Raw genomic sequence first — 23682 nt, 5'->3', positions numbered from 1 at the left:
GATGTGCGGTGCAGCGGCGCTCTTGCCTTTTGAGCGCAAATCCAGCAGAAAGCAGCGACCGATGAGAGAATTCCCGCCAGGGAACCCATTCGCGCGGTCCACGGAGCGTGATCCCTAAAGTCCAAAATGGTTTGGGTGGGATCATCTTCGATCGGAGAGCCAGCGAATCGCGTTTCAGGATTTGGTCCTTGGTCCGCGCCCGTCGCGGGGTCTGCTCAGGGTCGCCGGCAGCGCCGGTGCGTTGTTATCCTCTGCCTCCCGGAGCCTTAGAGCCATGTCCCTGCCCGATAAAGCCTTTCCCGTATCCTGGGATCAGTTCCATCGCGATGCCCGCGCCCTTGCCTGGCGACTTGCCGGACTCAATCGCGAGTTCAAGGCGATCGTCTGCATCACCCGCGGCGGCCTCGTTCCCGCTGCCATCATCTCGCGCGAACTGAATATCCGCCTGATCGAGACCGTCTGTATCGCCTCCTACCATGATTATTCCAGCCAGGGCGAAATGAACCTGCTCAAGGGTATCGCGCCGGAACTCACCACCAATGGCGGCGAAGGCGTGCTGGTGATCGACGACCTGACCGACACCGGCAAAACGGCTGTGGAAGTGCGCACCATGCTGCCAAATGCGCATTTCGCCTGTGTCTATGCCAAGCCGAAGGGCGTGCCGACCATCGACACCTTCATCACCGAAGTTAGCCAGGACACCTGGATCTATTTCCCCTGGGATATGGGTTTCACCTATCAGGAGCCGATCGCCAAGGGTCATCGCGGCTGACCGTTACGAGACTCACCCGAATCAGTTGTGATTCTGTGCGGTGTGCCAAAATCGGACATAGGCATCAGCAATAGATGTGGGCGCGTTAGCGCCCACTATATTTAGTGGTTATCGAGATACCAGGATTACGTGGGATTCAAGGGCTTCGGCGCGAATCATAAGGGGTTGCTGCATGCTTTTGCCCCTCTGCCAATGGTTTCAAGGCCACGGTCACAATATTGTCGCTTTTAATTCCGCCGTCGGTGGTATTCGGCTCATAAGCGGTCGCGCGGAGAACGAACAATTTCCGCCAAGCGCTTGAATCTTTGGGACTCCTGGCGTTTCCCCAATTTCCACAGGCAAGCCCACAAGATATTGTGGTTAAAAATCCGTCGCAAACCACCCCTTGACGGAATCGGGTCTTTCAAAGTTAATGAATGACGTTGCGGCGGCGACTGGACCGGACGGAATAACGGGGGCTGGTCCTTAACTCGAAATCGGATTTGGATTCACGGCGATCATCATGATCGATGGCGCCAGGGAGGCCTTTTGTGCCGAGATCGGTGCTGCCAAAAAAAGACATGCGGGGACTGGCGGCAATAAGCTGTTAATACTATATTTAGTGTTTGCAGCCACCATCACCACAAGATACGGGAAAGACATCTCCGGATGACACCTCCTGTCAGGAAGCGGATTGAACACTGGCTGCGCGCTGAAACCGCGAAGCCGGATCAGGAATTTTGCGCCTTCGTTTCGAGGACGGGCGCCAACGAATTGAGGTAAGGGATCATGCGCATCGAACGTCGATTTACGAAGGCCGGCCAGTCACCTTATGCGGAGATCGAATTCCGCAAGGCGACGAGCGAGATCAAGAACCCTGACGGTTCGATCGTGTTCCGCCTCGAAAACATCGACGTGCCGGCGCAGTTCTCGCAGGTCGCCGCCGACATTCTGGCGCAGAAATATTTCCGCAAGGCCGGCGTGCCCGCCAAACTGAAGAAGGTCGAGGAAAACGACGTTCCTTCCTTCCTGTGGCGCTCCGTGGCCGATGATGCGGCGCTGAAGGATCTGCCGAAGGAAAGCCAGACCGGCTCCGAAACCGATGCGCGCCAGGTCTTCGACCGCCTCGCCGGCACCTGGACCTATTGGGGCTGGAAGGGCGGCTATTTCTCCTCCGAAGAGGATGCATCGGCATTCCGCGACGAACTCGCCTATATGCTCGCCACCCAGCGCGTCGCACCGAATTCGCCGCAATGGTTCAACACGGGCATGCACTGGGCCTATGGCATCGACGGCCCCGGCCAGGGCCATTTCTATGTCGACCCTTTCACCGGCAAGATCACCAAGTCCAAGTCGGCCTACGAACATCCGCAGCCGCATGCCTGCTTCATCCAGTCGGTCGAGGACGATCTCGTCAACGAAGGCGGCATCATGGACCTCTGGGTTCGTGAAGCGCGTCTCTTCAAGTATGGCTCCGGCACCGGCTCCAACTTCTCGCTGCTGCGCGGCGAAGGCGAAAAGCTCTCCGGCGGTGGTCGCTCCTCCGGCCTGATGAGCTTCCTGAAGATCGGCGACCGTGCTGCCGGCGCCATCAAGTCGGGCGGCACGACCCGCCGCGCCGCCAAGATGGTCGTCGTCGACATCGACCATCCGGATATCGAGGAATACATCAACTGGAAGGTCAAGGAAGAGCAGAAGGTTGCTGCCCTCGTCACCGGTTCGAAGATCGTCGCCAAGCACCTGAAGGCGATCATGAAGGCTGCCGTCAATTGCGAAGGCGACAATGACGATTGCTTCGATCCGGCCAAAAACCCTGCCCTGAAGCGCGAAATCCGCGCCGCCAAGAAGGATCAGGTTCCGGAAAACTACGTCCAGCGCGTCATCCAGTTCGCTCGCCAGGGCTACAAGGACCTTGAGTTCAAGACCTATGACACGGACTGGGATTCGGAAGCCTATCTCACCGTTTCCGGCCAGAACTCCAACAATTCGGTCTCGATCAAGGACGACTTCCTGCGCGCCGTCGAGAACGACGCCGATTGGCATCTGACCGCCCGCAAGGACGGCAAGGTCGTCAAGACGGTAAAGGCGCGCGAGCTGTGGGAATCCATCTCCTATGCCGCCTGGGCATCGGCCGATCCGGGCCTGCACTTCAACACGACGATGAACGACTGGCACACCAGCCCGGCCGCTGGCCCGATCCGTGCGTCCAATCCGTGCTCGGAGTACATGTTCCTCGACGACACGGCCTGCAACCTCGCTTCGCTGAACCTGATGACCTTCAAGGATGCGGCGACGAAGCGCATCAACATCGGCGACTATGAGCATGCCGTACGCCTCTGGACCGTCGTCCTCGAAATCTCGGTCATGATGGCGCAGTTCCCGTCGCGCCGCATTGCCGAACTCTCCTACGAATACCGTACCCTCGGCCTCGGCTATGCCAATATCGGCGGCCTGCTGATGTCGTCCGGCATTCCCTATGACTCGGATGAAGCCCGCGCAATCGCCGGCTCGCTGACCGCGATCATGACCGGTATCGCCTATGCGACCTCGGCCGAAATGGCTTCCGAACTCGGGACCTTCCCGATGTTCAAGCCGAACCGCGAGCATATGCTGCGCGTCATCCGCAACCACCGCCGCGCCGCTTATGGCGAGACCTCGGGCTATGAGGGCCTGTCGGTCAATCCGGTGGCGCTGATCCACGCCGAAAATCCGGACCAGGATCTCGTTGCCCATGCGAAGGCTGCCTGGGACAAGGCCCTGAGCCTCGGTGAACAGCATGGCTACCGTAATGCCCAGGCCACCGTCATCGCGCCGACCGGCACGATCGGCCTCGTCATGGATTGCGACACGACCGGCATCGAGCCTGATTTCGCGCTGGTGAAGTTCAAGAAGCTCGCCGGCGGCGGCTACTTCAAGATCATCAACCGCGCCGTTCCGGAAGCGCTGCGTGCGCTCGGCTACTCCGAAAGCCAGATCGCCGAGATCGAGGCCTATGCCGTCGGCCACGGCAACCTGAACCAGGCGCCGGCCATCAATCCTTCGACGCTGAAGGCCAAGGGCTTCACCAATGAGAAGGTGGAGGCCGTCAACGCCGCGCTTAAGAGCGCCTTCGATATCAAGTTCGTCTTCAACCAGTGGACGCTCGGCGCCGACTTCCTGAAGGGCACGCTGAAGGTTTCCGACGAGCAACTGACCGACATCAGCTTCAACCTGCTCGACCATCTCGGCTTCTCCAAGAAGGACATCGAGGCAGCCAACATCCATGTCTGCGGCGCGATGACGCTGGAAGGCGCGCCGTTCCTGAAGAACGAGCACCTCGCCGTCTTCGATTGCGCCAATCCCTGCGGCAAGATCGGTAAGCGTTACCTTTCGGTCGAAAGCCACATCCGCATGATGGCCGCCGCCCAGCCCTTCATCTCGGGCGCCATTTCCAAGACGATCAACATGGCGAACGAAGCAACCGTCGAGGATTGCAAGAACGCCTACATGCTCTCCTGGAAGCTCGGCCTGAAGGCGAATGCTCTTTATCGCGACGGCTCCAAGCTCAGCCAACCGCTGAACGCCTCGCTGATCGACGACGAGGGCGATGAGGATGCAGTGGAAGAACTGCTGCAGGCCCCGGCTGCCGCCCAGGCCGTCACCGTCACCGAAAAGATCATCGAACGCGTCATCGAAAAGGTTGTCCGCAGCCAGGAAAAGCTTCCCGGTCGCCGCAAGGGCTACACCCAGAAGGCCAAGATCGGCGGACACACCATCTTCCTGCGCACCGGCGAATATGACGACGGTCGTCTCGGCGAAATCTTCCTTGACATGAACAAGGAAGGTTCGGCGCTGCGCGCCTTCATCAACAACTTCGCCATCTCCGTCTCGCTCGGCCTGCAATATGGCGTGCCGCTCGAGGAGTATGTCGATGCCTTCACCTTCACCAAGTTCGAGCCGGCCGGCATCGTCACCGGCAACGACGCGATCAAGAACGCCACGTCGATCCTCGACTACGTGTTCCGTGAACTCGCCATCTCCTATCTCGGCCGTCACGATCTCGCCCACGTCGATACGTCGGACTTCAACAACACGGCGCTCGGACGCGGCGTGTCGGAAGGCAAGGCCGATGTCGTCTCCAAGGGCCTGACCCGCGGCTACAAGCCGACGCTGGTGCCGACATCGGGTGAGCGCCAGGCAGCCGAGGTCAAGGGTTCGTCGACGGCAGCCCCTGCCCGCGCCTCCTCTGGCGCGACGATCACCTCCATCGCTGGCAATACCGCGCGCAAGCTCGAACCGACCAGCGCCGTCTCCACCTCGGAAGTCGTCGCCTTCAAGCGCGATTACGAGGAACGCGCCAAGGAACTGGCTGAAGAGATCGTAGAGGAACTGGCAAACGAAGAAGCCTCCACTGCCCTCTTCACCGACAAGGCAGCGGATGAGGCGGCAACGGCGAAGTCGGACGCCAAGAAACTGGAATCCGAACGCCGCGCCCGCTCCATCATGCAGGGCTACACCGGCAACATGTGCACGGAATGCCAGAACTTCACGATGGTTCGGAATGGAACTTGCGAGAAGTGCGACACGTGCGGCGCGACGAGCGGGTGCAGCTAAGCATTCGCCTGACCGCGATTGAAACTGTAGACATTGGAAAGCCCCGAAGCTCTCGCTTTCGGGGCTTTTAATTCGACTGAATTAGATCCATTCCGAGGGGAAATCGATAATCCAAGAAGAGGAGTTACGGTAACGCTCCCGATCCTTTTGCCGTCCCGTCGATGACCGGGCAAGATGGCGGCATCGGTCGATCGAACAATACCGCGATGCCGCAATCCGATGTGAACATCGCTTCCTCGTCATGTCCGACGCCGGGCACCTCTACGACCTTCTGGTTGAGGTCGGACGGATGCCGCTTTTCCATATAGTCGAAATAGGTCAGCCCGCGTGCAAGCCGGTAAGGGCCTTGCGCCATCGCGGCGCAGGAGCGGTCGATGAAATGGCTGTACGGGTTGGTGTCGGCCTCACCCAGCAGGTAGATAACGTTCCGCGCGGCATATGCGGCCTCCATATCCCTGGGATTTTGCGAGGACACATAAGACGGTGCGGATGTCAGCCCATATCGCCATTGCGTCGCCTTCGGGCATGAAGCCAAACCGCCGGATTGATCCGATGCGGCCGGCCGCTCGTTGTCGAAATACAAATAGCTCGATGGATTGGCGACCAGGTAGCGAACGGAGACGCCGTCGCTCGCCAAGGTTTCCGCCTCCCGTCCGACCACCGCATAGCGCTGTACCAGTTGAGCTCCGGCCGAATGCCCCATCACGACGACAGTCTTCAGTGAAGGGTACAGGCGGCGATCCGCAAAATGCTGAAGCAGGCCGTCGAGCGCAGCAAAGGAGCTAATCGGCGCGGCTTGGCGTGCCGGCTCACCGCTCTTCCAGCCGCTCTGCGTCCAGGCCAGGGTCTGGGCGGACAGCGAGAAAGCTTTGGCATCGGATCTTATCAGGAACTGAGGTGCGACAACCATGGTTCCCTTCGCCAAATCACCTGCTTTTGCGAGCAGCCTCTGGCCGGCGGCATAGTAGGCATCGGCGTTTCGAAGCGTGCCGTGGATCACGATCAGCACTTTCGTCACGTCGGGTGCTGCCGCATCAATCGCATGATCCGCGTAGAGGGGCATTTCCCCTTTCCCCTCCGCTGTATCGATCAGCAGGCGTTGATCCGCGACCTGCTTGACCGGTTCATGGAGCCGCGCATGTTGAGAGGCTGCGTTGGCAGGCCAATGCCTCACTCGATATGCCGGTTGCAAACAATGCTGCCATTGACAGTAGGATACAGGCCCTAGCGCGGGTGCTTCCCAGAATGTCCATTTGCAAAAACTCGGCTGAGGAAATTGCACGATCGACTATCTCGACTTTTCGTCGGCCTGAAGACGGCCGGCCCTTCGATCAAGCACCTGTGAATGGCTGCTCCGGACCTCAGAAATCGCCAGCCATGAACACCGATCTGCAACGGATATCATTCTCCTTCCCAAAAAGCTGCGACAGAGCGCACGACCCGTGGCATAAGGCGCCAAAACTTTCTTCGGGCCTCGCGTAGACATGATTCGTATCGAGAATATCAGCAAGCAGAACAGCCATCGCATCCTCTTCATCGAGGCGTCCGCGGCGCTCAACAGGGGTGAAAGCGTCGGGCTCGTCGGTCCCAATGGGGCCGGCAAGACGACGCTTTTCCGGATGATCACGGGACAGGAGCTGCCCGATGAGGGGCAGGTTTCCGTCGATAAGGGCGTCACCATCGGCTACTTCAATCAGGACGTTGGCGAAATGGCGGGCCGCAGTGCCGTCTCCGAAGTGATGGAAGGCGCAGGCCCCGTCAGTGCGGTTGCCGCCGAGCTGCGCGAGCTGGAAGCCGCCATGGTCGATCCGGACCAGGCCGACAAGATGGACGAGATCATCGAGCGCTATGGCGAAGTGCAGGCACGCTACGAGGAGCTGGACGGCTATGCGCTCGAAGGACGCGCCCGCGAAGTCCTGGCGGGCCTGAGCTTCAGCCAGGAAATGATGGACGGCGACGTCGGCGCGCTGTCGGGTGGCTGGAAGATGCGCGTGGCGCTCGCCCGCATTCTCCTGATGCGCCCCGATGTCATGCTTCTCGACGAGCCGAGCAACCATCTGGATCTGGAAAGCCTCATCTGGCTGGAAGAATTCCTGAAGGGCTACGAGGGCGCTTTGCTGATGACCTCGCACGATCGCGAGTTCATGAACCGCATCGTCACCAAGATCATCGAGATCGACGCCGGCTCACTGAGCAGCTATTCGGGCGACTACGCATTCTACGAACAGCAGCGGGCGCAGAACGAAAAGCAGCAGCAGGCCCAGTTCGAGCGCCAGCAGGCGATGCTTGCCAAGGAAATCAAATTCATCGAACGCTTCAAGGCGCGCGCCTCGCATGCCTCGCAGGTGCAGAGCCGCGTCAAGAAGCTGGAGAAGATCGATCGGGTGGAACCGCCGAAACGGCGTCAGACCGTCGCCTTCGAATTCCAGCCGGCACCGCGCTCTGGCGAAGACGTGGTCAACCTGAAGAGCGTTAACAAGAAGTACGGCAGTCGCGTCATCTATGAAGGACTGGACTTCATGGTGCGGCGCAGGGAGCGCTGGTGCATCATGGGCATCAACGGCGCGGGTAAATCTACCCTACTGAAGCTGGTGGCCGGCTCGACGCAGCCGGACGAAGGCAGCGTCGCGCGGGGTGCCAGTGTGAAGATGGGATATTTCGCCCAGCATGCCATGGACTTGCTGGACGGCGAACGCACCGTCTTCCAACAGCTCGAACACGAGTTCCCGCAGGCGGGACAGGGCTCCTTGCGCGCGCTGGCGGGATGCTTCGGTTTCTCCGGCGATGATGTCGAGAAGAAGTGCCGAGTATTGTCGGGCGGCGAAAAGGCGCGGCTTGTCATGGCCATGATGCTCTTCGACCCGCCGAATTTCCTCGTGCTGGACGAGCCCACGAACCATCTGGACCTCGATACGAAGGAAATGCTGATCCAGGCCCTGTCGCAATATGAAGGCACCATGCTGTTCGTCTCGCACGACCGGCATTTCCTGGCCGCTTTGTCCAACCGCGTGCTGGAATTGACGCCCGAGGGCATTCACCAATATGGCGGCGGCTACACCGAATATGTGGCGCGCACGGGCCATGAGGCTCCGGGCCTGCGGAGTTAAGCCGCGTCTGGCTGGGAAACGTAGCTAGCGTATGCTGATGGGGACCGCCGTTGCGTCATTGATCACAGCAACGGGCGTGGTCCTGCCACGTACCCGGATTTCGATGCGCCGGCGGGATTCCACGGAACCCGCCTGCCCTGCCGTGATCGTATCGCCGGGCAGGATCAGTTGCGCGGCCGACATCGGCAGGATGGTGACGTTCTTCAGCTTCGGATTGGCCTTGAGGACATTGGCCACAGCGATGGCGCGCGCAAGTCCCAGCCCGGCATTGTCCGCCGGCTCGACCGCCGATATCGGCAATTTGCCATCCATCGCCCCGATCAGCGTATCGTCGAGATTCGAGCTTCCCCGCGATACCCGCTGCTCGTCCGTGTGGCCGATCACCTCGACAATGTCGGCGTCATAGAGGCTCAAGTTGCTGGCAATCTCATTCGAGATCGTGGTGTCGAGCATCCGTTCAAAAGTCTTGGTCAATTCGGCGCTGCCCGACTGGAAATAGTTCTTCTTGGCGTCGTCGAGATTGATGATCGGCGGCCAATCATGGGCGCCCTTTCCGGCACGCTCGCCTGCCAAAAGCTTGGCTACCTCGTCGGGCGCCTTGGAAAGATCGACGCCATGCTGCTTCAGCACTTCCGCGAGTTTGGCAAGCTCCTGCAAATCCTCCGGCTTCGTGCCATCAGCGCCCATGCGGTCCAGCGTGTCGCGCGCCACCACCAGTTCGCGCCATTCCTTTTCCAGCGTTGCGCGGTCCGCCGCCGAGAGGTCGCCGGAAATCAGCTTCGATTGCAGTTGCACGATGCGCGCTGCCTGCTCGGATTGCTTCTTTTCCAGGAGTACAAGCCGTTGCTCGGCGTCTTTCAGTTTCCGCTCGGTCTCGTAGCGATGATTCCTCTCCGCCGAAATCATCGCCGCTGCCACCAGAAGCAGGCAGAAGACCAGCAGCAGCATGGATTCGGCCATGGTCAGGCCGAGGATGAGGCCACGATTATAGCCCTTATGTTCCAGCTTCGGCGTGGTGTCCGAGACGCGCATCACCATAGATACCACCGGCGTTTGCGTCGCACCTTATCGGCCGGCGGTTCGTTTTCATTGGCCGAGAGGACCGTGACAGGCTCGGAGAGCACTTCATGGCCCACGGATGCAACCGGGTGATCTGACGGTTTTTCCGCCTGCAGATCGAGCGGTTCGGGCTCAGGCGGCAGCGATCGGCCCGGCATATCCGCCATGCGGCTCAGCGTCTGTTCGATATTCTTCAGTGGCTGCAGTTGCGCCTCGGCCATCTCCTTGATGGCAGCGATCGCCGGCGCCAACTGGGCGCGGACGACATCCTCAGGCGAGTGGATTTCCTCAAGTTTCTTGCCGACGGTTTCGACCGCCGTGCCGAATTTGTCGATGATCTCGGAGAGTTGCGACGTCGTTTCCGTCAGTTGCGCCGCCGCCTCGTTGATGGGTTTGACCGCCTGCTTCGCCAGGACCTCCAGGATCTTCTGAATTTCCTCGCCGTTGCGTTCCGCCTGGCGCGCGATCTCTTCGAAACCTTCCGACAGCATCTGATTGCTGACACGCCGGTAGTGAGAAAATTCACGCGACGACGAATCCAGCTCCGTGCGCACGCGCCGCGTCATTTCGGCCAGTTCGTGGCGGACGCTGCGCTCTATGTCGATCGGATCGCGCCGCATTTGGTTGAAGAGAATACGCAGCGTCACGCCGGCGATGGTCGAGGTGACGGCGATACCGAAATTGCGGACGATCGTCTCGATCGAGGTCTCGCCGGCAAAGAGGTAGAGCGATACGCCGAGGCTCGACAGGGTGAACAGAAATCCCATGTAGTAGAGATTGTCGCCCGCCTGCTCGTTGTGCAGGCGAAATCCGGCGAAAGCCAGCGAGACCACGAAATAGACCGCCATCAACAGCAGCGGCACGCCGGTGACGATCGGCAGCGGCCAGCCCAGAAGCTTGGACGTCCAGATGAAGATCATGCCGCCGACGGTGACCAGCGCGAAGAGGACCATCGGCCCGTAGTCGCGCATGGCTAGCCTCGCCTCAACATCGGCCATCAGCGTATCCCCTCCAATCGGATGAAGCCGTCGAAATCGCCATTATTGCCCTTGATCCACTGCGCCCAGAAATTTGCCAGATCCTCCATACTGAACTTCATGTTCGGCCTTTGAAAGGCGAGGATCTTGATCATGACACCATCCAGTGACGTCCGGAATTTATTCCGCGCGGGGCTCTGCTGGAATTTCTGGTAGGAGGCGCCGTCGCGATAGTTCGAGAAGGCGTCGGTATGCTCGATCATGTCGGAGGCGATGTAGAGATGTTTCGGAATGCCGCCGGCAGCGCTCGCAAAGACCTCCAGATTGATCTTCTGGATGCCGGCCATGATCGGCGATTGCTTGCCGGCCTCGCCGACGCTCAGCTTGCCGGCGATATCGGCAAGCGGCTTTGCGAAGCCTTTTTCCCAACGCGCCTGCGCCAGGCGCGGATTGCTGGTCCACTCGTCGACATTGGCGCCGCTTCCAGGGTTGCAGCCATGGAAGGTCTGGATAAGCTCGCCCTCCTTCTCCGTCAGCGCATAAATGTCGATTGCGCCGCCGACGGGCACATCGGCCACGATCTTCTGGAACTGATTGCGCAGGTCGAGCGCCGTCGTGTCCGAGATCGGATCGGTGACGTCGAGCAGGATCGCCGTTTCCGCCTTCGGTCCATCCACCGGGCAGAGCGAAGCCTGGTCGACCGCGACATTGCCGCTCGCCTTGTAGCGCAGCCAGCCATAGGCGCCGACAATACCGAGGGACAGAACGGCGAGGCAAACCGTCGCCATGATAAGACCGGCCGAGCTGCCACCTCGGCTACGCCGCTTGCGTCGTGCCAATGATGCTCTCCGGGAAAAGATTATCGAGCTTGTGGTATTTCTCGATGGCGCTTTCGAATTCGTCGCCGATTCGCTTGATCTGCTGGGTCAGCTCGGCCTGCGCGCTCTGAATGCGCTCGCCAAGCACTTTGTCGTCCCATTCCTCTCCGGTCTGCAGAACGGGCATCAGGCGCTCAAGCTGATAGCCGGATGAGAAATAGGCCGGCTCCGGCTCCGTGCGCGTGCCTCGGTTGGCCTCGCGATAGACGGTCAGAAGCGTGTTGGCGGTGCGCTCGAGATGATTTTGATGTTCGATGAAGAGGCCGGCCGTTCGGGCGCGATGGGCGATGATGGCGGCGGTCTCCTGCCGGCGCATGCTGAGATCGCGGATGATCTCTTCGATCTTGCCATTGTGTTCATCGCGGATATCCCGAAGATCGTCGATCAGATCGAGCTTGCGGTCGATGTAGTTACTTCTCGCCGCATCGAGGCGTTTCTGCACGCCGGCAAAGCCTGGATAGGGATCTGTCAGGTAACAGCCGTCTATGAAGGCGAAGAGCGAGAACATCAGGCCGACGGCAAACAGCATCCAGGAATTCAGCTCCTGCAGACCCAGCGGCGCGGCCTTCAGCCGTTGCATTACCTCGGCTCCGGCACCGGTCAGAATGGTTGCCGACACTTCGCGGTAATGCGCCAGTGCGATGTTGATCGCGAGCGCTACGGCGACATAGGCGACTAGGCCAAACAGACCGAGCAGCTTCAGGAAAAACGAACGATGCACGAGGAAGCGAACGCAGAAGAAGGAAAACATCAGTGCCGAGCCGATGTTCACAAAGGCGAAGGCGGCCGCTTCCGTGACGCCGCCGACAATCCCCTGCTCGCTTCCCTTGGCGAGGAAGCTGCCGTTCATCACCATCTCGATGAGGACGAGGAAGACGATCAGCGCGACCTTGAAGCCCCAGGCCGCCTTGCTGGAGACCTTCGCCGCGCGCTGCAGCCTGTGCCGGGACTTGAAGTCCACCATCTCGTCCTCGGCAGTCTTCAAATTGCGGCGCAGGCCATGCAGCTCGTCGACGCCGCTTGCGACCTCCGCCTTGAAATCTGAAACGCTGGACGCATTCGCCTGCCGGATCAGTCCGAATTGGCCTTCGAAATCGAGATTGCGCAAGCGGCTGTCGAAGGTCTGGAACTGATCTTCGAGGACCTGATAAGAGCTTTTCTTCTCCGCCTCGACCCAAGCGATGATACGCTGCTCGGTTTCATCGAGGGACTGAGCGCTTTGCCCCGGCCGGTTGAGACTGCCGTTGGCCGCGCCCTGCTCCTTCAGGCTAAGCGTCGTGCCCAGCTTCTCGACATCGACAACGGGAAACACATCGGTAGAGGCCCGAAAATCATGGCTGGTCTCCCGAGCAGTCTCCCAGATGCGGTTTAAGGCTTCGAAACGCAATGATCTTCCTCGGCGACATGATCAACTTTAAAAGGACCACCGACAAACCGATACCGCACTGGTTGTTTCTGGTCCAGCATTCCCGCCGACGTTAAAATGCGATTGTGGTAAAGAATAGCCCGAACAGACAATGCCGGGCTTGAAGACGATATTGGTTTCATCAGGATATGGTATTGGGCTGATCCAGGTTGGCTCTTTGCCGGCTGAGCTGCGGTTCAAGGCCGCAGAATTGCGATTACCTCAATAAACAGCTCGCCAAATCATGGCGGTGACCTAACTTGCTCCGATCGGTATAGCCCCGGAGATCAAGGCCATGGCATCCCCTTCCCTCAAAACTATCTGCGTCTATGGCGCAGGTGCGCTCGGCGGTGCAATTGCGGCGAAACTGGCTTTGGGATTGAGGGGGCAGGCAACTGTTTCTGTCGTGGCGCGCGGCGGGCATTTGGAAGGCATTCGTGCGGATGGCTTGCGGGTCTGGGAGGCCCAGGCAGAGAGCCCGCTCGTGGCACAGGTGACCGCAACCGACGATCCGGCGGAACTGCCGCCACAGGACCTGGTGATAACGGGGCTGAAGGGCCACCAGCTCGGCGCGGCAGCCCCTGGACTTGCCAGGCTCCTGCATGCCGGGACGCGCGTCGTAATGGTCCTGAACGGCATACCCTGGTGGTATTTTCATCGGGATCGGCTAAGCGGTCATGCCGAGCGGCAGATGGAGGAGCTCGATCCGAATGGCGATCTCTGGCGGTTGATCGGGCCTGAGCGCGTTATCGGCTGCGTCGCCTATCAAGGCGCCGAGGTCATCAATCCCGGCGAGATCAAGCTCAGCAACAACGGCCATTTCGTTCTCGGAGAGCCCTCTGGCGAGGCGACTGGCGACATCGAAGCGATCGCAGCTCTCTTGAAGCAAGGCGGGATCAATGCCTCGGTCTCGCCGCGCATTCGCGACGAGATCTGGAGCAAGCTGATGGGCAATGCCGCCTTCAATCCGATCAGCGCCCTGACACGGGCGCTGATGTCCGACATCATGGGCAATCCGGCTCTGTCGGTCATGGTCGGCCAGGTGATGAACGAGGTGCAGGCGGTTGCGGAAGCCCTGGGTGCGCGTCTGGCGATTTCCGTCGAAGAACGTCTCGAACGCTCCCGCCAGATCGGCCCGGTACGCACGTCTATGTTGCAGGATCTACTGGCCGGCAAGGCGCTGGAAATCACGCCGCTGGTCGGCATGGTCGTCTCGCTTGGCAAGCTCACCGGTGTCGCGACGCCGACCTCGGCGACAATCCTGGCGCTGGTGACGGAGTTGGAGCGGCAGAACTTGCGGGCGGCGGGATAAGCCTGCCACTCCCTCCGCGCGGTTCGGTGCATTGCTCCCGCCATTTAGAACGGTGGCGCGGTTCGCACCACGTCAGCGTCTTTATATCTCGCCTATATCTTCGCCTTCTGCCTCGAATGGATTTCCTATGCCGCTCGGCGCTACCCTCGGGATCGAATGCAGAGGTAGACGCTATGCTCGATACACATTCCCCCAATCTCACCGAGGCCATCCGTTCTCTTGTGCGCGACAGCCGCGAAAGACGCCATCCCATCACTGCTTCTGCCCCCGTCGGCAAAGCCCAACCGAAGCGGCGGCTTCGCAACCGGCAGGTTCGCGAAAGGCGCACTTTCTATGCGATGTTCGCCTTCGGGCTATTGCTAAGCGGCCTCGAGCTTTTCATCGTGCTGCATGCTCTCTGAGCGGCCAAAGAGATGATGAGACCGGCCTTGCAAAGGCGCATCGGCGGCGCGATCACGGCACTCGTCACGCCATTTCGCGGCGGTGCGATCGATACCGTCGGCCTGATGGCGCATGTGGAATGGCAATTGCTAAGCGGCATCGACGGTTTGCTTGCCTGCTCTTTGACCGGTGAAGGACCTGCGCTAACCGAAGCAGAGCGGGTGCGGATCATCGAGATCTGCGTCGAGCTGGCGGAGGGCAAGGTCCCCGTCATCGTCGCCACCGGTACCAATGACACGGCGGCGACGATCAAGGAGACGCGGCAAGCCCAGAAACTCGGCGCCGACGCCGCTTTCGTCACTCTTCCCTATTATTCCAAGCCAAGCCAGAAGGGCGTAGTCCATCACTTCGAGCAGTTGGCGGGCAGCACCGATCTGCCGCTGATCATCCATAACCTGCCTGCCCATACCGCCATCGACCTGATGCCGGCGACAATCGCGCGGCTGGCGGAAATCCCGACCATCATCGGCATTGCCGACGGCAGCGGCGACGTCGCCCGCGTCGGCGCATGGCGTGCTTTGCTGCCGGAAAGGATCGCGCTCTATTCGGCCCATGATGCGAGCGCCCTCGCCTTCACCATGGCCGGCGGACGCGGTTCGTTTTCAAGCGCCGCCAACATCGCGCCGCGGCTTTTCCATTCCATGCAGCTATCGGCCGGATGCGACCATATGGCGGCGGCACGGCTGATCGACGATCGGCTTCGGTTGTTGTTCAAGGCGCTTGCGCGCGAACCCGAACCGGCGACGGTAAAGCATGCCCTTTCTCTGATGCGGCACATGAGCCCGGACGTGCGCCTGCCGCTAACCGGCGTCGAGACCGAGACGGATACGGTGATCCAGGCGACGATGGCGTTACTTCAAGCTGGCTGCCATAGACACGCGCCCTCGCCGCTGACTTTCCGCCTGGGATTATAAAAACGCTCTATCCCTATGAGATTTTTATATTTTAGCCTTTCCTGCCAAATGGAAATCATACCCGATCACTCATAGTTTATTTGCATGGCGCTTGCGTCGTTCAAAATCGACCGTAGCGCCAGTGACACTTGGAAAGGAACTATGATGTCACGCTACATGCAATACGGCACTGCTGCCGACCCGCTCCAACGCCCTCGTACCGCTGCCCTCGGAGGCGCCAAGCGTCCGACCCCTTCGCATGCGCTGCTAAACGGCCTGCGCGCCATCGCGCCGCGCCTGGCGTTCGTCTTCTTCGCCGCTGCCATCATCCAGATGCTGGTGCACTGGGCCGGCAATTGAGCACACGAAGCCATCTACGAGGGAAAACACATGGCAGACACACAGCATATTCAACGCCGCTCGGCTCACATCGCAGCCTCGCCGGCCCCCGCCCGCTTCACAGTCGGCCGCGACCGGCGCGGCGCCTGGATCGTCCAGGACCGGCAAGGTCTCGTCGGCGGGCTCTTCACCAACGAAGCGGCCGCAGTGCACTTTGCCGCCGAAGAGTGCAATCATAATCCCGCCGATATCTGCCTCGCACCCGAAGGCTCGGTGCTCGATCTCGACGGCTTCGCAACGCCATTTCCAAACCTGCATTAAGGCGTAGCAATTCGAACAGCCTTCGACCGTCCCAGATGCACCCGGCCCAACGCTTCCTTAACCCACGCTTGGGTAGAATATCGGCCGGGTGTCACCAGAGTAAAAGAGCAATGTCGAAGCCTGCCTTCCGTTACAGCCACTATGATCTCAACGAGCAGCGCGCCGGAACCGTGATCGAAATCACGCTGTCGGCCATCGCCAATGTCCGGTTGATGAACAGCTCGAATTTCGAGCGCTTTACGGAAACTCTGAAGCACCAGTTCCTTGGCGGCGTCGCCAAGAAATCGCCCATCCGGCTGTCCATTCCCGAGTCGGGCCATTGGCATCTGGTGGTCGATATGGAAGGCCATAACGGCATGGCGGAATCGAGCGTCAAGATGATCGACAAGGCCCCCGCGCCGCGCATACAGAAGGCCGCCTCGGAAAACATCACCGCTCGGTGATATCGGATCTACTCTTCACCACGCTCCTTGCGCAGCTTTGCCCACCAATCCAGCCGCTTGCGGATTTCGCGCTCGAAACCACGCTCGGGCGGATCATAGAAGGTCTGACGGCCCATTTTCTCCGGAAAATAATTCTGGCCTGAAAAAGCATCGGGCTCGTCGTGATCATAGCGATAACCGTCGCCGTAACCCTCCGTGCGCATCAGCTTCGTCGGCGCATTGAGGATATGCTTGGGCGGCAGCAGCGAGCCGTTCTGCTTGGCAGCCTGTGTGGCAGCCTTGAAGGCGGTATAGACGGCGTTCGACTTCGGGGCGGTGGCGAGATAGACGCAGGCTTCCGCCAGCGCCAATTCACCTTCCGGCGACCCCAGATAGTCATAGGCGTCCTTGGCAGCGTTGCAGATGACCAGCGCCTGCGGATCGGCAAGGCCGATATCCTCCACCGCCATGCGCACCAGCCGCCTTCCAAGATATAGCGGGTCTTCGCCGGCATCGAACATGCGAGCGAGATAGTAGAGCGCCGCGTCGGGGTCAGAGCCGCGCACCGACTTATGCAGAGCCGAAATCAGATTGTAGTGGCCGTCCTGCGCCTTGTCGTAGACCGGCGCACGGCGCTGCACGATTTTGACCAGCGCATCGGGATCGAAGAGCTCGTCCTTGCGCGCGGCGCGCCAGACTTCTTCGGCGAGCGTCAGCACGGAGCGGCCATCGCCATCGGCCATGCGGATGAGGCTGGCGCGAGCATCCTCGGTCAAGGGCAGCGGCCGGCCCTCCGCCGTCTCGGCGCGGCGCAGCAACTCCTCCAGGCTTTCCTCGTCATGCGGGCGAAATGTCAGGACGCGCGCGCGGGACAGGAGAGCGGCATTCAGCTCGAAAGACGGGTTCTCGGTGGTCGCGCCGACCAGAATGACGGTACCGTCCTCCATGACGGGCAGGAAGCTATCCTGCTGGGCGCGGTTGAAGCGATGGATCTCGTCGACGAAGAGCAGCGTCTGGCGGCCATCCATGCGGCGCAGACGCGCGGTTTCGAACACCTTCTTCAGATCGGCAACGCCGGAGAAGATTGCCGATATCTGCTCGAAGGCAAGGCCCGCCTCGCCCGATAGCAGCCGCGCCACCGTCGTCTTGCCGGTGCCGGGCGGCCCCCAGAAGATCATCGAGCCGAGCGAGCCGGAGTCGATCATCCGCCGCAGCGCGCCGTCCTCGCCCGTCAGATGTGGCTGGCCGGTGACATCGGCCAAGGTTTGCGGCCGCAGACGATCGGCAAGAGGCCGCCTCTTGGCGACCTCCTCCGGTATCCTTGGTGCAAACAGATCGTCACTCATCGGAAGAACTGCCGGATGCGTTGGCCGTCACGCTCGATTTCGACGCGCCAGAAGCTCGGACTGCCAGTAACGGCCTGCTGCAGCACGTCCGTCGAGGTGATCGCGACGCCATTGACGGAAACGACGATATCCTTCGGCGCAAAGCCAAGGCGCTCGGCCGGCGAATCCGCCTTCAGGTTCTCGACGACGACACCGTTCGTATCCGCCGGCAGGTGCAGTTCATCGGCGACGCGCGGCGAGAGGTTGGCGACGGTCGCACCCGAGAAGGGATTGTTGCCCTGGATCAGCTTCTCGTTCCGCGGCGTGGATTCCGGTGCCGCGGCAAGCGTCATGCTCTCCTGATGCTCTTTGCCATTGTCGAGAACGGTCAAAGCAACGGTGGCGCCGAGGCCGGCCGTCGTCAGGCGATAGCCAAGCGCGTCCGGATGCTCGACCGGGATATTGTTGATGGCCGTGACGACCTCGCCGGCCTTCAGGCCAGCCTTCGCTGCAGGCCCACCATCGACCACCTTGGTCACCAGCGCACCGCGCACCTTGTCCAGCCCGAGCGCTTCGGCAACGTCTGACGTCACCGGTTCGAAGGAAGCGCCGATATAGGGGCGATCGAAGGTCTTGTCGCCACGATCGGCGGCTGCGAGGAAAACCTTGACCAGGTTGGCGGGGATGGCAAAGCCGATGCCATTCGAGCCGCCGCCCTGGGAAAAGATGGCCGTGTTGAGGCCGATCAGCTCGCCCGTCATGTTCGTCAAAGCGCCGCCGGAATTGCCGGGATTGATCGAGGCATCAGTCTGGATAAAGAACCCGACTTCGTTCTTTACCTGATTGCGGGCGAGCGCCGACACGATGCCGCTCGTCACCGTCTGGCCAACGCCGAAGGGATTGCCGATCGCCAGCACGAGATCGCCCACTTCGACGGCATCGGAATTGCCGATCGGCAGGACGGGGAAGTTCTGGTTCTTGGATTTGATCTTCAGAACGGCGAGATCGACCCGATCATCCTTCAGCACGACGTCGCAGGGAAATTCGCGGCCGTCCGACAGCGCGATCTTGATATCGTCAGCGCCGTCGACGACGTGATTGTTGGTGATGACCGTGCCATTCGCCTCGACGATCACGCCGGACCCGAGCGAAGACTGCTTCTCGGTGCGATTCGGCATGCGCTGGCCGAAGAACTGTTCGAAGAAGGGATCGCCGGCAAAGGGCGACTGCCGCTGCACCATCCGCTCGGCATAGACATTGACCACGGCGCCGGCCGTCTGCTTGACAAGCGGCGCAAACGAAAGCTGCATTTGCATCTGGCTCTGCGGCACAGACTTCGCAGTCTGCGCCTGGGCGGAAAGCGGCATCGTCATGATGAGGGCGATCATCGAAACGGCGGTGCGCTTCAGCAGGACCTGCATGGAATTTTCCTTCTTTAATGCTCTTGAAACAACGTTGTAGCGTCCGACGCTAGAAAGGAAAGAGGGCGGAAGCATGAAGTATAATTGGTCGCTTGCGCGCATGAAGAACAGGCGTTGTGAACAAAAACGCGTGATCGCGCATTTCGTTTCGGAAACCGGCAGATGGAGCAAAAGCATGCGATCAACCAGCCTTGCGGCAATCTTTCTCGTTACCTCTCTCACCGCGGCCAACACATCCCAGACCGCGAGCTTCAATTGCGAGTCGCAGAACCTTCAGCCGGACGAGAAGACGATCTGCGATAACAGGGCGCTCAACGATGCCGACGTGAAGATGGTGACGACCTTCGACCTGCTCTCCGGCCTGCTGGCCATGGGCTCGCGCGGCACATTGCAGGACGAGCAGACAGCCTGGCTGAAGAAGCGGCAGGCCTGTGGCGCGGATGCCGCCTGCATCAAGGGCGCTTATGACGAGCGGCTGAAAGCGCTGGATGAGACGTATAAGCGGATCAATCGGCCGCTATAAAGCATATGCCGATGAGCGTGGCGATGCGGGATCTATCTTACCCGCCAAGGGCGAGATAGATCCCGCGCTACAACCACCTTCTCTCCATCCCTTCGACAAGCTCAGGACCGGGCGACGGGGTTTGATTACTTCCCGCCGAGATCTCTAACAGCACCCCGGTCAGCACTCGTTGCGAAAGCAGCATAGGCCTTCAGCGCCGTGGTGACATTGCGCTTGCGTGCTTCGACCGGATGCCAACCGCTGGCGTTCTGAGCTTCGCGGCGAGCGGCAAGTTCCTTGTCGTCGACGCGCAGGCTGATGGTACGGCTCGGGATGTCGATATCGATCATGTCGCCTTCGCGCACCAGGCCGATCATGCCGCCGTTTGCCGCTTCAGGCGAAACGTGGCCGATGGAGAGGCCAGAGGTGCCGCCGGAGAAGCGGCCGTCGGTGATCAACGCGCAGGCTTTGCCCAGGCCCTTCGACTTCAGATAGCTCGTCGGATAGAGCATTTCCTGCATGCCGGGGCCGCCCTTCGGGCCTTCATAGCGGATGACGACAACGTCGCCGGCCTTGATCTCGTTGCTGAGGATGGCCTTGACGGATGCGTCCTGGCTTTCGAAGACCCTGGCCGGACCGGAGAATTTCAAGATCGATTCATCGACGCCGGCCGTCTTCACGATGCAGCCGTCCAGCGCCAGATTGCCCTTGAGAACGGCGAGACCGCCATCCTTGGAGAAGGGATGCTCAACGGAGCGGATAACACCGTTCTGACGATCGGTGTCGAGTTCTTCCCAACGGGCGTTTTGGCTGAAGGCAACCTGGGTCGGAATGCCGCCCGGTGCGGCGCGGAAGAATTCACGCACGCTTTCGCTGTTGGTGCGGGTGATGTCCCAGCGGTCGATGGCGTCCCCGAGAGTTTCGGCGTGAACGGTCGGGCAATCGCGGTTGATGAGGCCGCCCTTGTCGAGTTCGCCGAGGATCGACATGATGCCGCCGGCTCGGTGCACATCTTCCATGTGAACGTCGCTCTTGGCCGGCGCAACCTTCGACAGACAAGGCACGCGTCGAGACAGAGCATCGATGTCGGCCATGGTGAAATCGACTTCGCCTTCATGCGCAGCCGCGAGAATATGCAGAACCGTGTTGGTGGAGCCGCCCATGGCGATATCGAGCGCCATGGCGTTCTCGAAGGCCTGCTTCGAAGCGACGGTGCGCGGCAGGACGGAAGCATCCTCCTGCTCGTAATAGCGGCGGGCGAGATCGACGATCAAATGGCCGGCTTCGACGAAGAGGCGCTTGCGGTCGGCATGGGTGGCGAGCGTCGAGCCGTTGCCGGGCAGCGACAAACCAAGCGCTTCCGTCAGGCAGTTCATCGAATTGGCGGTAAACATGCCCGAGCAGGAGCCGCAGGTCGGACAGGCCGAGCGTTCGATAACCTGCACATCCTCGTCGCTGATCTTGTCATCGGCAGCGGCAACCATGGCGTCGACCAGATCGAGCGCATGCTTCTTGCCGTGCAGGACCACCTTGCCGGCTTCCATCGGGCCGCCGGAGACGAAAACAGTCGGGATGTTGAGGCGCAGCGAGGCCATCAGCATGCCGGGGGTGATCTTATCGCAATTGGAGATGCAGACCATGGCGTCGGCGCAATGGGCATTGACCATATATTCGACGCTGTCGGCGATCAGCTCGCGCGAGGGCAGCGAATAGAGCATGCCGTCATGGCCCATGGCGATACCGTCATCGACGGCGATCGTGTTGAATTCCTTGGCGACACCGCCGGCAGCTTCGATTTCGCGCGCGACGAGCTGGCCGAGATCCTTGAGGTGAACATGGCCCGGCACGAACTGGGTGAAGGAGTTCACCACCGCAATGATGGGCTTGCCGAAATCGCTGTCCTTCATACCCGTCGCGCGCCAAAGGCCGCGCGCACCCGCCATATTGCGGCCATGGGTCGTGGTTCTGGAACGATAAGCTGGCATGGTGTCTTCCTCGTCGTCTTGGAAATGTGAGGCGTCGGCCGGCCTGGGCTTTGCGCCGAAGGGAGCGCCGACATTCCTGCTTTTTGGAATTGTCCTAATCCAATCGCACTGGACTGTCACTATCAACTCGATCGAATCCGGTACGCCGGAGGGCGAACATAGCCTCCAGCTCAATCATCAGCCAGATGATACTGACAACGCAGAAGGCCGTTTATTCCATCACGAACCAACACAAAAAGTTGGTTTCCGTTCAAAAGAAATAACGTCGTAAGACGGTAACAAACCGTGCTTCTCCCGCGTAGAGATCGTATCATCTCTACGATCGTAGAAAGGAATATCGTAATGCCTTCCTATCGCCCGCCGAAGATCGCCTCTTCCGAGATCACGCCGCGCTCGGTGTATCTCAAGCGCCGCGAATTCCTGACGGCAGCGGCCGCCGGTATCGGCATGGCGGCCATCGGCAGCAAGACCGCAATGGCCGAGGCGCTGACAGCGACCAAAAGCAACTATACGGTCGACGAGAAGCTGACTCCAATCAAGGATGTCACCACCTACAACAATTTTTACGAATTCGGTCTCGACAAGTCCGACCCGGCCAACCTCTCCGGCAAGTTCAAGCCGCGGCCCTGGACCGTCAAGGTCGATGGCATGGTCGGCAAGCCCGGCACTTTCGATATCGACGCGCTGATCAAGGAATTTCCGCCGGAAGAACGTGTCTACCGCATGCGCTGCGTCGAGGCCTGGTCGATGGTCATTCCCTGGGACGGCTTTCCTCTTTCCGCACTGCTCGACAAAGTCGAGCCGCTCGGCAGCGCCAAATTCGTCGCCTTCGAGACTGTTGTGCGGCCGGAAGAGATGCCGGGGCAGTCAGGCGTTTTCCAGTCCCTCAGCTGGCCCTATGTCGAAGGCCTGCGGCTCGATGAAGCGCGTAATCCGCTGACGCTGCTCGCCGTAGGTCTCTATGGCGAGACACTGCCGAACCAGAACGGCGCTCCGATCCGTTTGGTCGTGCCATGGAAATACGGCTTCAAGGGCATCAAGTCGATTGTGCGCATCACGCTCACCGACAAGCAGCCGCTGAACACCTGGCAGGCGACCAACAGCCAGGAATATGGCTTCTATGCCAACGTCAATCCGGCGGTCGATCATCCGCGCTGGAGCCAGGCGACCGAACGCCGCATCGGCGAAGGCGGCTTCTTCGGCGCCAACCGCCACCCCACCCTGCCCTTCAACGGCTATGCCGATCAGGTCGCAAGCCTTTATGCCGGCATGGACTTGAGGGCGAATTTCTGATGGCTCTTTCCCTCGCCTTGCCCAAACGCTGGCAACCTGCTTCCGTCTGGGCGCTTTACGTCGTCGGCCTGATACCGGCCGCATGGGAATTCTATCTCGGCGCCACGGACCAGCTCGGCGCCGACGCGGTCAAGACTTTCGAGCTCTTCCTTGGACTCTGGGCAATCCGCTTCCTGCTCTTGACACTCGCCGTCACCCCGGCGCGCGATCTGTTCGGCTGGAACTACCTGCGCTACCGCCGGGCGCTCGGCCTGCTCTGTTTCTACTACGTGCTGATGCATCTGGCGGTCTACATGGTCCTCGACCAGGCGCTCGACGTGCAGGCTGTCATCAACGACGTGCTGAAGCGGCCTTTCATCATGTTCGGCATGGCCGGGCTGGTGATGCTGCTGGCACTGGCCGTGACCTCCAACAATTTTTCCATCAAGCGTTTGGGCAAGAAATGGATCTGGCTGCATCGGCTGGTCTATATCATCGCCGCCTGCGGCGCGCTGCATTTCGCGCTGTCGACCAAGGTGCTCTTGCTGGAGCAATATATCTATATCGGCCTGCTGATGGCGATGATCCTCTATCGGTCGTATCGCCCGATCATGATGGAGAAGCGCAGAGCGGCGCGGACACCGGCCGCGCTTTCCCGCTCCAAAGCAGCTTAAGATTG

General features: G+C 60.4%; 20 protein-coding genes. 12 read left to right on the top strand and 8 right to left on the bottom strand.

The window, feature by feature from the left end; translation table 11 throughout:
- Positions 1 to 274 precede the first annotated feature (274 nt).
- Positions 275 to 772, top strand: a complete 498-nt coding sequence (gene gpt, locus PH547_RS00280) for a xanthine phosphoribosyltransferase (protein ID WP_104822883.1) — start codon at positions 275 to 277, stop codon at positions 770 to 772.
- A 768-nt stretch (positions 773 to 1540) separates the two neighbouring features.
- On the top strand, positions 1541 to 5344 hold the full coding sequence (locus tag PH547_RS00275; RefSeq protein WP_104822882.1) for a vitamin B12-dependent ribonucleotide reductase: 3804 nt from the start codon (positions 1541 to 1543) through the stop codon (positions 5342 to 5344).
- Positions 5345 to 5468: 124 nt separating this feature from the next.
- Here the strand turns inward: PH547_RS00275 and PH547_RS00270 are convergent, their stop codons facing one another.
- Complete coding sequence (locus PH547_RS00270; RefSeq protein ID WP_285167087.1) at positions 5469 to 6407, bottom strand: alpha/beta fold hydrolase; 939 nt, start codon at positions 6405 to 6407, stop codon at positions 5469 to 5471.
- A 421-nt stretch (positions 6408 to 6828) separates the two neighbouring features.
- On the opposite strand from PH547_RS00270, the gene PH547_RS00265 reads away from it, so the two are divergent.
- Entirely contained in the window at positions 6829 to 8451 is a 1623-nt protein-coding gene (locus PH547_RS00265) for an ABC-F family ATP-binding cassette domain-containing protein (RefSeq protein WP_285167086.1), read from the top strand.
- A gap of 24 nt (positions 8452 to 8475) precedes the next feature.
- Here the strand turns inward: PH547_RS00265 and PH547_RS00260 are convergent, their stop codons facing one another.
- The 4 genes from PH547_RS00260 to PH547_RS00245 are packed head-to-tail and all read right to left on the bottom strand — an operon-like array spanning position 8476 to position 12752.
- Positions 8476 to 9489: an OmpA family protein gene (locus PH547_RS00260; RefSeq protein ID WP_285167085.1), complete on the bottom strand. Its 1014-nt coding sequence runs from the start codon at positions 9487 to 9489 to the stop codon at positions 8476 to 8478.
- On the bottom strand, positions 9483 to 10508 hold the full coding sequence (locus PH547_RS00255; RefSeq protein WP_283050121.1) for an SNARE domain-containing protein: 1026 nt from the start codon (positions 10506 to 10508) through the stop codon (positions 9483 to 9485). Before PH547_RS00255 ends, PH547_RS00260 begins: the two co-directional genes overlap by 7 nt.
- Positions 10508 to 11326, bottom strand: coding sequence for a hypothetical protein (locus PH547_RS00250; protein ID WP_104822811.1), 819 nt, complete (start codon positions 11324 to 11326; stop codon positions 10508 to 10510). Before PH547_RS00250 ends, PH547_RS00255 begins: the two co-directional genes overlap by 1 nt.
- Positions 11304 to 12752 (bottom strand): hypothetical protein, encoded by a 1449-nt coding sequence (locus PH547_RS00245; RefSeq protein WP_104822810.1) that lies wholly within the window; start codon positions 12750 to 12752, stop codon positions 11304 to 11306. Before PH547_RS00245 ends, PH547_RS00250 begins: the two co-directional genes overlap by 23 nt.
- 313 nt (positions 12753 to 13065) lie before the next feature.
- On the opposite strand from PH547_RS00245, the gene PH547_RS00240 reads away from it, so the two are divergent.
- The 6 genes from PH547_RS00240 (at position 13066) to PH547_RS00215 (ending at position 16519) form a co-directional block, all read left to right on the top strand.
- The gene (locus tag PH547_RS00240; protein ID WP_104822809.1) at positions 13066 to 14082 is read left to right on the top strand and encodes a ketopantoate reductase family protein; all 1017 of its coding nucleotides are present in this window, start codon (positions 13066 to 13068) and stop codon (positions 14080 to 14082) included.
- 173 nt (positions 14083 to 14255) lie between these two features.
- Positions 14256 to 14483 (top strand): hypothetical protein, encoded by a 228-nt coding sequence (locus PH547_RS00235; protein ID WP_104822808.1) that lies wholly within the window; start codon positions 14256 to 14258, stop codon positions 14481 to 14483.
- A 12-nt stretch (positions 14484 to 14495) separates the two neighbouring features.
- Positions 14496 to 15437, top strand: coding sequence for a 4-hydroxy-tetrahydrodipicolinate synthase (gene dapA / locus PH547_RS00230; RefSeq protein WP_104822807.1), 942 nt, complete (start codon positions 14496 to 14498; stop codon positions 15435 to 15437).
- A 141-nt stretch (positions 15438 to 15578) separates the two neighbouring features.
- The gene (locus PH547_RS00225) at positions 15579 to 15776 is read left to right on the top strand and encodes a hypothetical protein (protein WP_104822806.1); all 198 of its coding nucleotides are present in this window, start codon (positions 15579 to 15581) and stop codon (positions 15774 to 15776) included.
- A 30-nt stretch (positions 15777 to 15806) separates the two neighbouring features.
- A complete protein-coding gene (locus tag PH547_RS00220; RefSeq protein ID WP_260303844.1) occupies positions 15807 to 16076 on the top strand; it encodes a hypothetical protein in 270 nt (89 codons plus the stop codon).
- A 110-nt stretch (positions 16077 to 16186) separates the two neighbouring features.
- The gene (locus PH547_RS00215; RefSeq protein ID WP_104822805.1) at positions 16187 to 16519 is read left to right on the top strand and encodes a DUF1883 domain-containing protein; all 333 of its coding nucleotides are present in this window, start codon (positions 16187 to 16189) and stop codon (positions 16517 to 16519) included.
- An 8-nt stretch (positions 16520 to 16527) separates the two neighbouring features.
- On the opposite strand, the gene PH547_RS00210 is transcribed toward PH547_RS00215, so the two are convergent.
- Positions 16528 to 17844 (bottom strand): replication-associated recombination protein A, encoded by a 1317-nt coding sequence (locus PH547_RS00210; protein ID WP_104822804.1) that lies wholly within the window; start codon positions 17842 to 17844, stop codon positions 16528 to 16530.
- Positions 17841 to 19244 carry a DegQ family serine endoprotease gene (locus PH547_RS00205; RefSeq protein ID WP_285167082.1) on the bottom strand — a complete coding sequence of 468 codons (1404 nt, stop codon included), beginning with the start codon at positions 19242 to 19244 and terminating at the stop codon, positions 17841 to 17843. Before PH547_RS00205 ends, PH547_RS00210 begins: the two co-directional genes overlap by 4 nt.
- Positions 19245 to 19419: 175 nt before the next feature.
- On the opposite strand from PH547_RS00205, the gene PH547_RS00200 reads away from it, so the two are divergent.
- Positions 19420 to 19767, top strand: coding sequence for a lysozyme inhibitor LprI family protein (locus PH547_RS00200; protein ID WP_285167081.1), 348 nt, complete (start codon positions 19420 to 19422; stop codon positions 19765 to 19767).
- Between the two features lie 125 nt (positions 19768 to 19892).
- Here the strand turns inward: PH547_RS00200 and ilvD are convergent, their stop codons facing one another.
- Positions 19893 to 21731, bottom strand: a complete 1839-nt coding sequence (ilvD, locus tag PH547_RS00195) for a dihydroxy-acid dehydratase (RefSeq protein WP_104822802.1) — start codon at positions 21729 to 21731, stop codon at positions 19893 to 19895.
- 342 nt (positions 21732 to 22073) lie between these two features.
- Here ilvD and msrP point away from each other — a divergent pair, with 342 nt between their 5' ends.
- Both msrP and msrQ read left to right on the top strand, forming a co-directional pair.
- Positions 22074 to 23024 carry a protein-methionine-sulfoxide reductase catalytic subunit MsrP gene (msrP, locus tag PH547_RS00190; protein WP_285167080.1) on the top strand — a complete coding sequence of 317 codons (951 nt, stop codon included), beginning with the start codon at positions 22074 to 22076 and terminating at the stop codon, positions 23022 to 23024.
- Positions 23024 to 23677: a protein-methionine-sulfoxide reductase heme-binding subunit MsrQ gene (gene msrQ, locus PH547_RS00185; RefSeq protein ID WP_483315526.1), complete on the top strand. Its 654-nt coding sequence runs from the start codon at positions 23024 to 23026 to the stop codon at positions 23675 to 23677. Before msrP ends, msrQ begins: the two co-directional genes overlap by 1 nt.
- Positions 23678 to 23682: the final 5 nt, after the last annotated feature.

Source organism: Rhizobium cerradonense, assembly GCF_030182455.1.
In the GTDB taxonomy this organism is placed as follows: Bacteria; Pseudomonadota; Alphaproteobacteria; order Rhizobiales; family Rhizobiaceae; genus Rhizobium.
Note: the sequence above shows the minus strand (reverse complement) of the source record. Positions and strands in the feature narration are given on the sequence as shown.

Coding starts and splice junctions, on each gene's coding strand:
- PH547_RS00225 (WP_104822806.1), top strand. CDS start 15,579: ATGATGTCACGCTACATGCAATACGGCACTGCTGCCGACCCGCTCCAA.
- PH547_RS00220 (WP_260303844.1), top strand. CDS start 15,807: ATGGCAGACACACAGCATATTCAACGCCGCTCGGCTCACATCGCAGCC.
- ilvD (WP_104822802.1), bottom strand. CDS start 21,731: ATGCCAGCTTATCGTTCCAGAACCACGACCCATGGCCGCAATATGGCG.
- PH547_RS00255 (WP_283050121.1), bottom strand. CDS start 10,508: ATGGCCGATGTTGAGGCGAGGCTAGCCATGCGCGACTACGGGCCGATG.
- PH547_RS00200 (WP_285167081.1), top strand. CDS start 19,420: ATGCGATCAACCAGCCTTGCGGCAATCTTTCTCGTTACCTCTCTCACC.
- gpt (WP_104822883.1), top strand. CDS start 275: ATGTCCCTGCCCGATAAAGCCTTTCCCGTATCCTGGGATCAGTTCCAT.
- PH547_RS00210 (WP_104822804.1), bottom strand. CDS start 17,844: ATGAGTGACGATCTGTTTGCACCAAGGATACCGGAGGAGGTCGCCAAG.
- msrQ (WP_483315526.1), top strand. CDS start 23,024: ATGGCTCTTTCCCTCGCCTTGCCCAAACGCTGGCAACCTGCTTCCGTC.
- PH547_RS00215 (WP_104822805.1), top strand. CDS start 16,187: ATGTCGAAGCCTGCCTTCCGTTACAGCCACTATGATCTCAACGAGCAG.
- PH547_RS00235 (WP_104822808.1), top strand. CDS start 14,256: ATGCTCGATACACATTCCCCCAATCTCACCGAGGCCATCCGTTCTCTT.
- dapA (WP_104822807.1), top strand. CDS start 14,496: ATGATGAGACCGGCCTTGCAAAGGCGCATCGGCGGCGCGATCACGGCA.
- PH547_RS00205 (WP_285167082.1), bottom strand. CDS start 19,244: ATGCAGGTCCTGCTGAAGCGCACCGCCGTTTCGATGATCGCCCTCATC.
- msrP (WP_285167080.1), top strand. CDS start 22,074: ATGCCTTCCTATCGCCCGCCGAAGATCGCCTCTTCCGAGATCACGCCG.
- PH547_RS00270 (WP_285167087.1), bottom strand. CDS start 6,407: ATGCCCCTCTACGCGGATCATGCGATTGATGCGGCAGCACCCGACGTG.
- PH547_RS00265 (WP_285167086.1), top strand. CDS start 6,829: ATGATTCGTATCGAGAATATCAGCAAGCAGAACAGCCATCGCATCCTC.
- PH547_RS00260 (WP_285167085.1), bottom strand. CDS start 9,489: ATGGTGATGCGCGTCTCGGACACCACGCCGAAGCTGGAACATAAGGGC.
- PH547_RS00275 (WP_104822882.1), top strand. CDS start 1,541: ATGCGCATCGAACGTCGATTTACGAAGGCCGGCCAGTCACCTTATGCG.
- PH547_RS00240 (WP_104822809.1), top strand. CDS start 13,066: ATGGCATCCCCTTCCCTCAAAACTATCTGCGTCTATGGCGCAGGTGCG.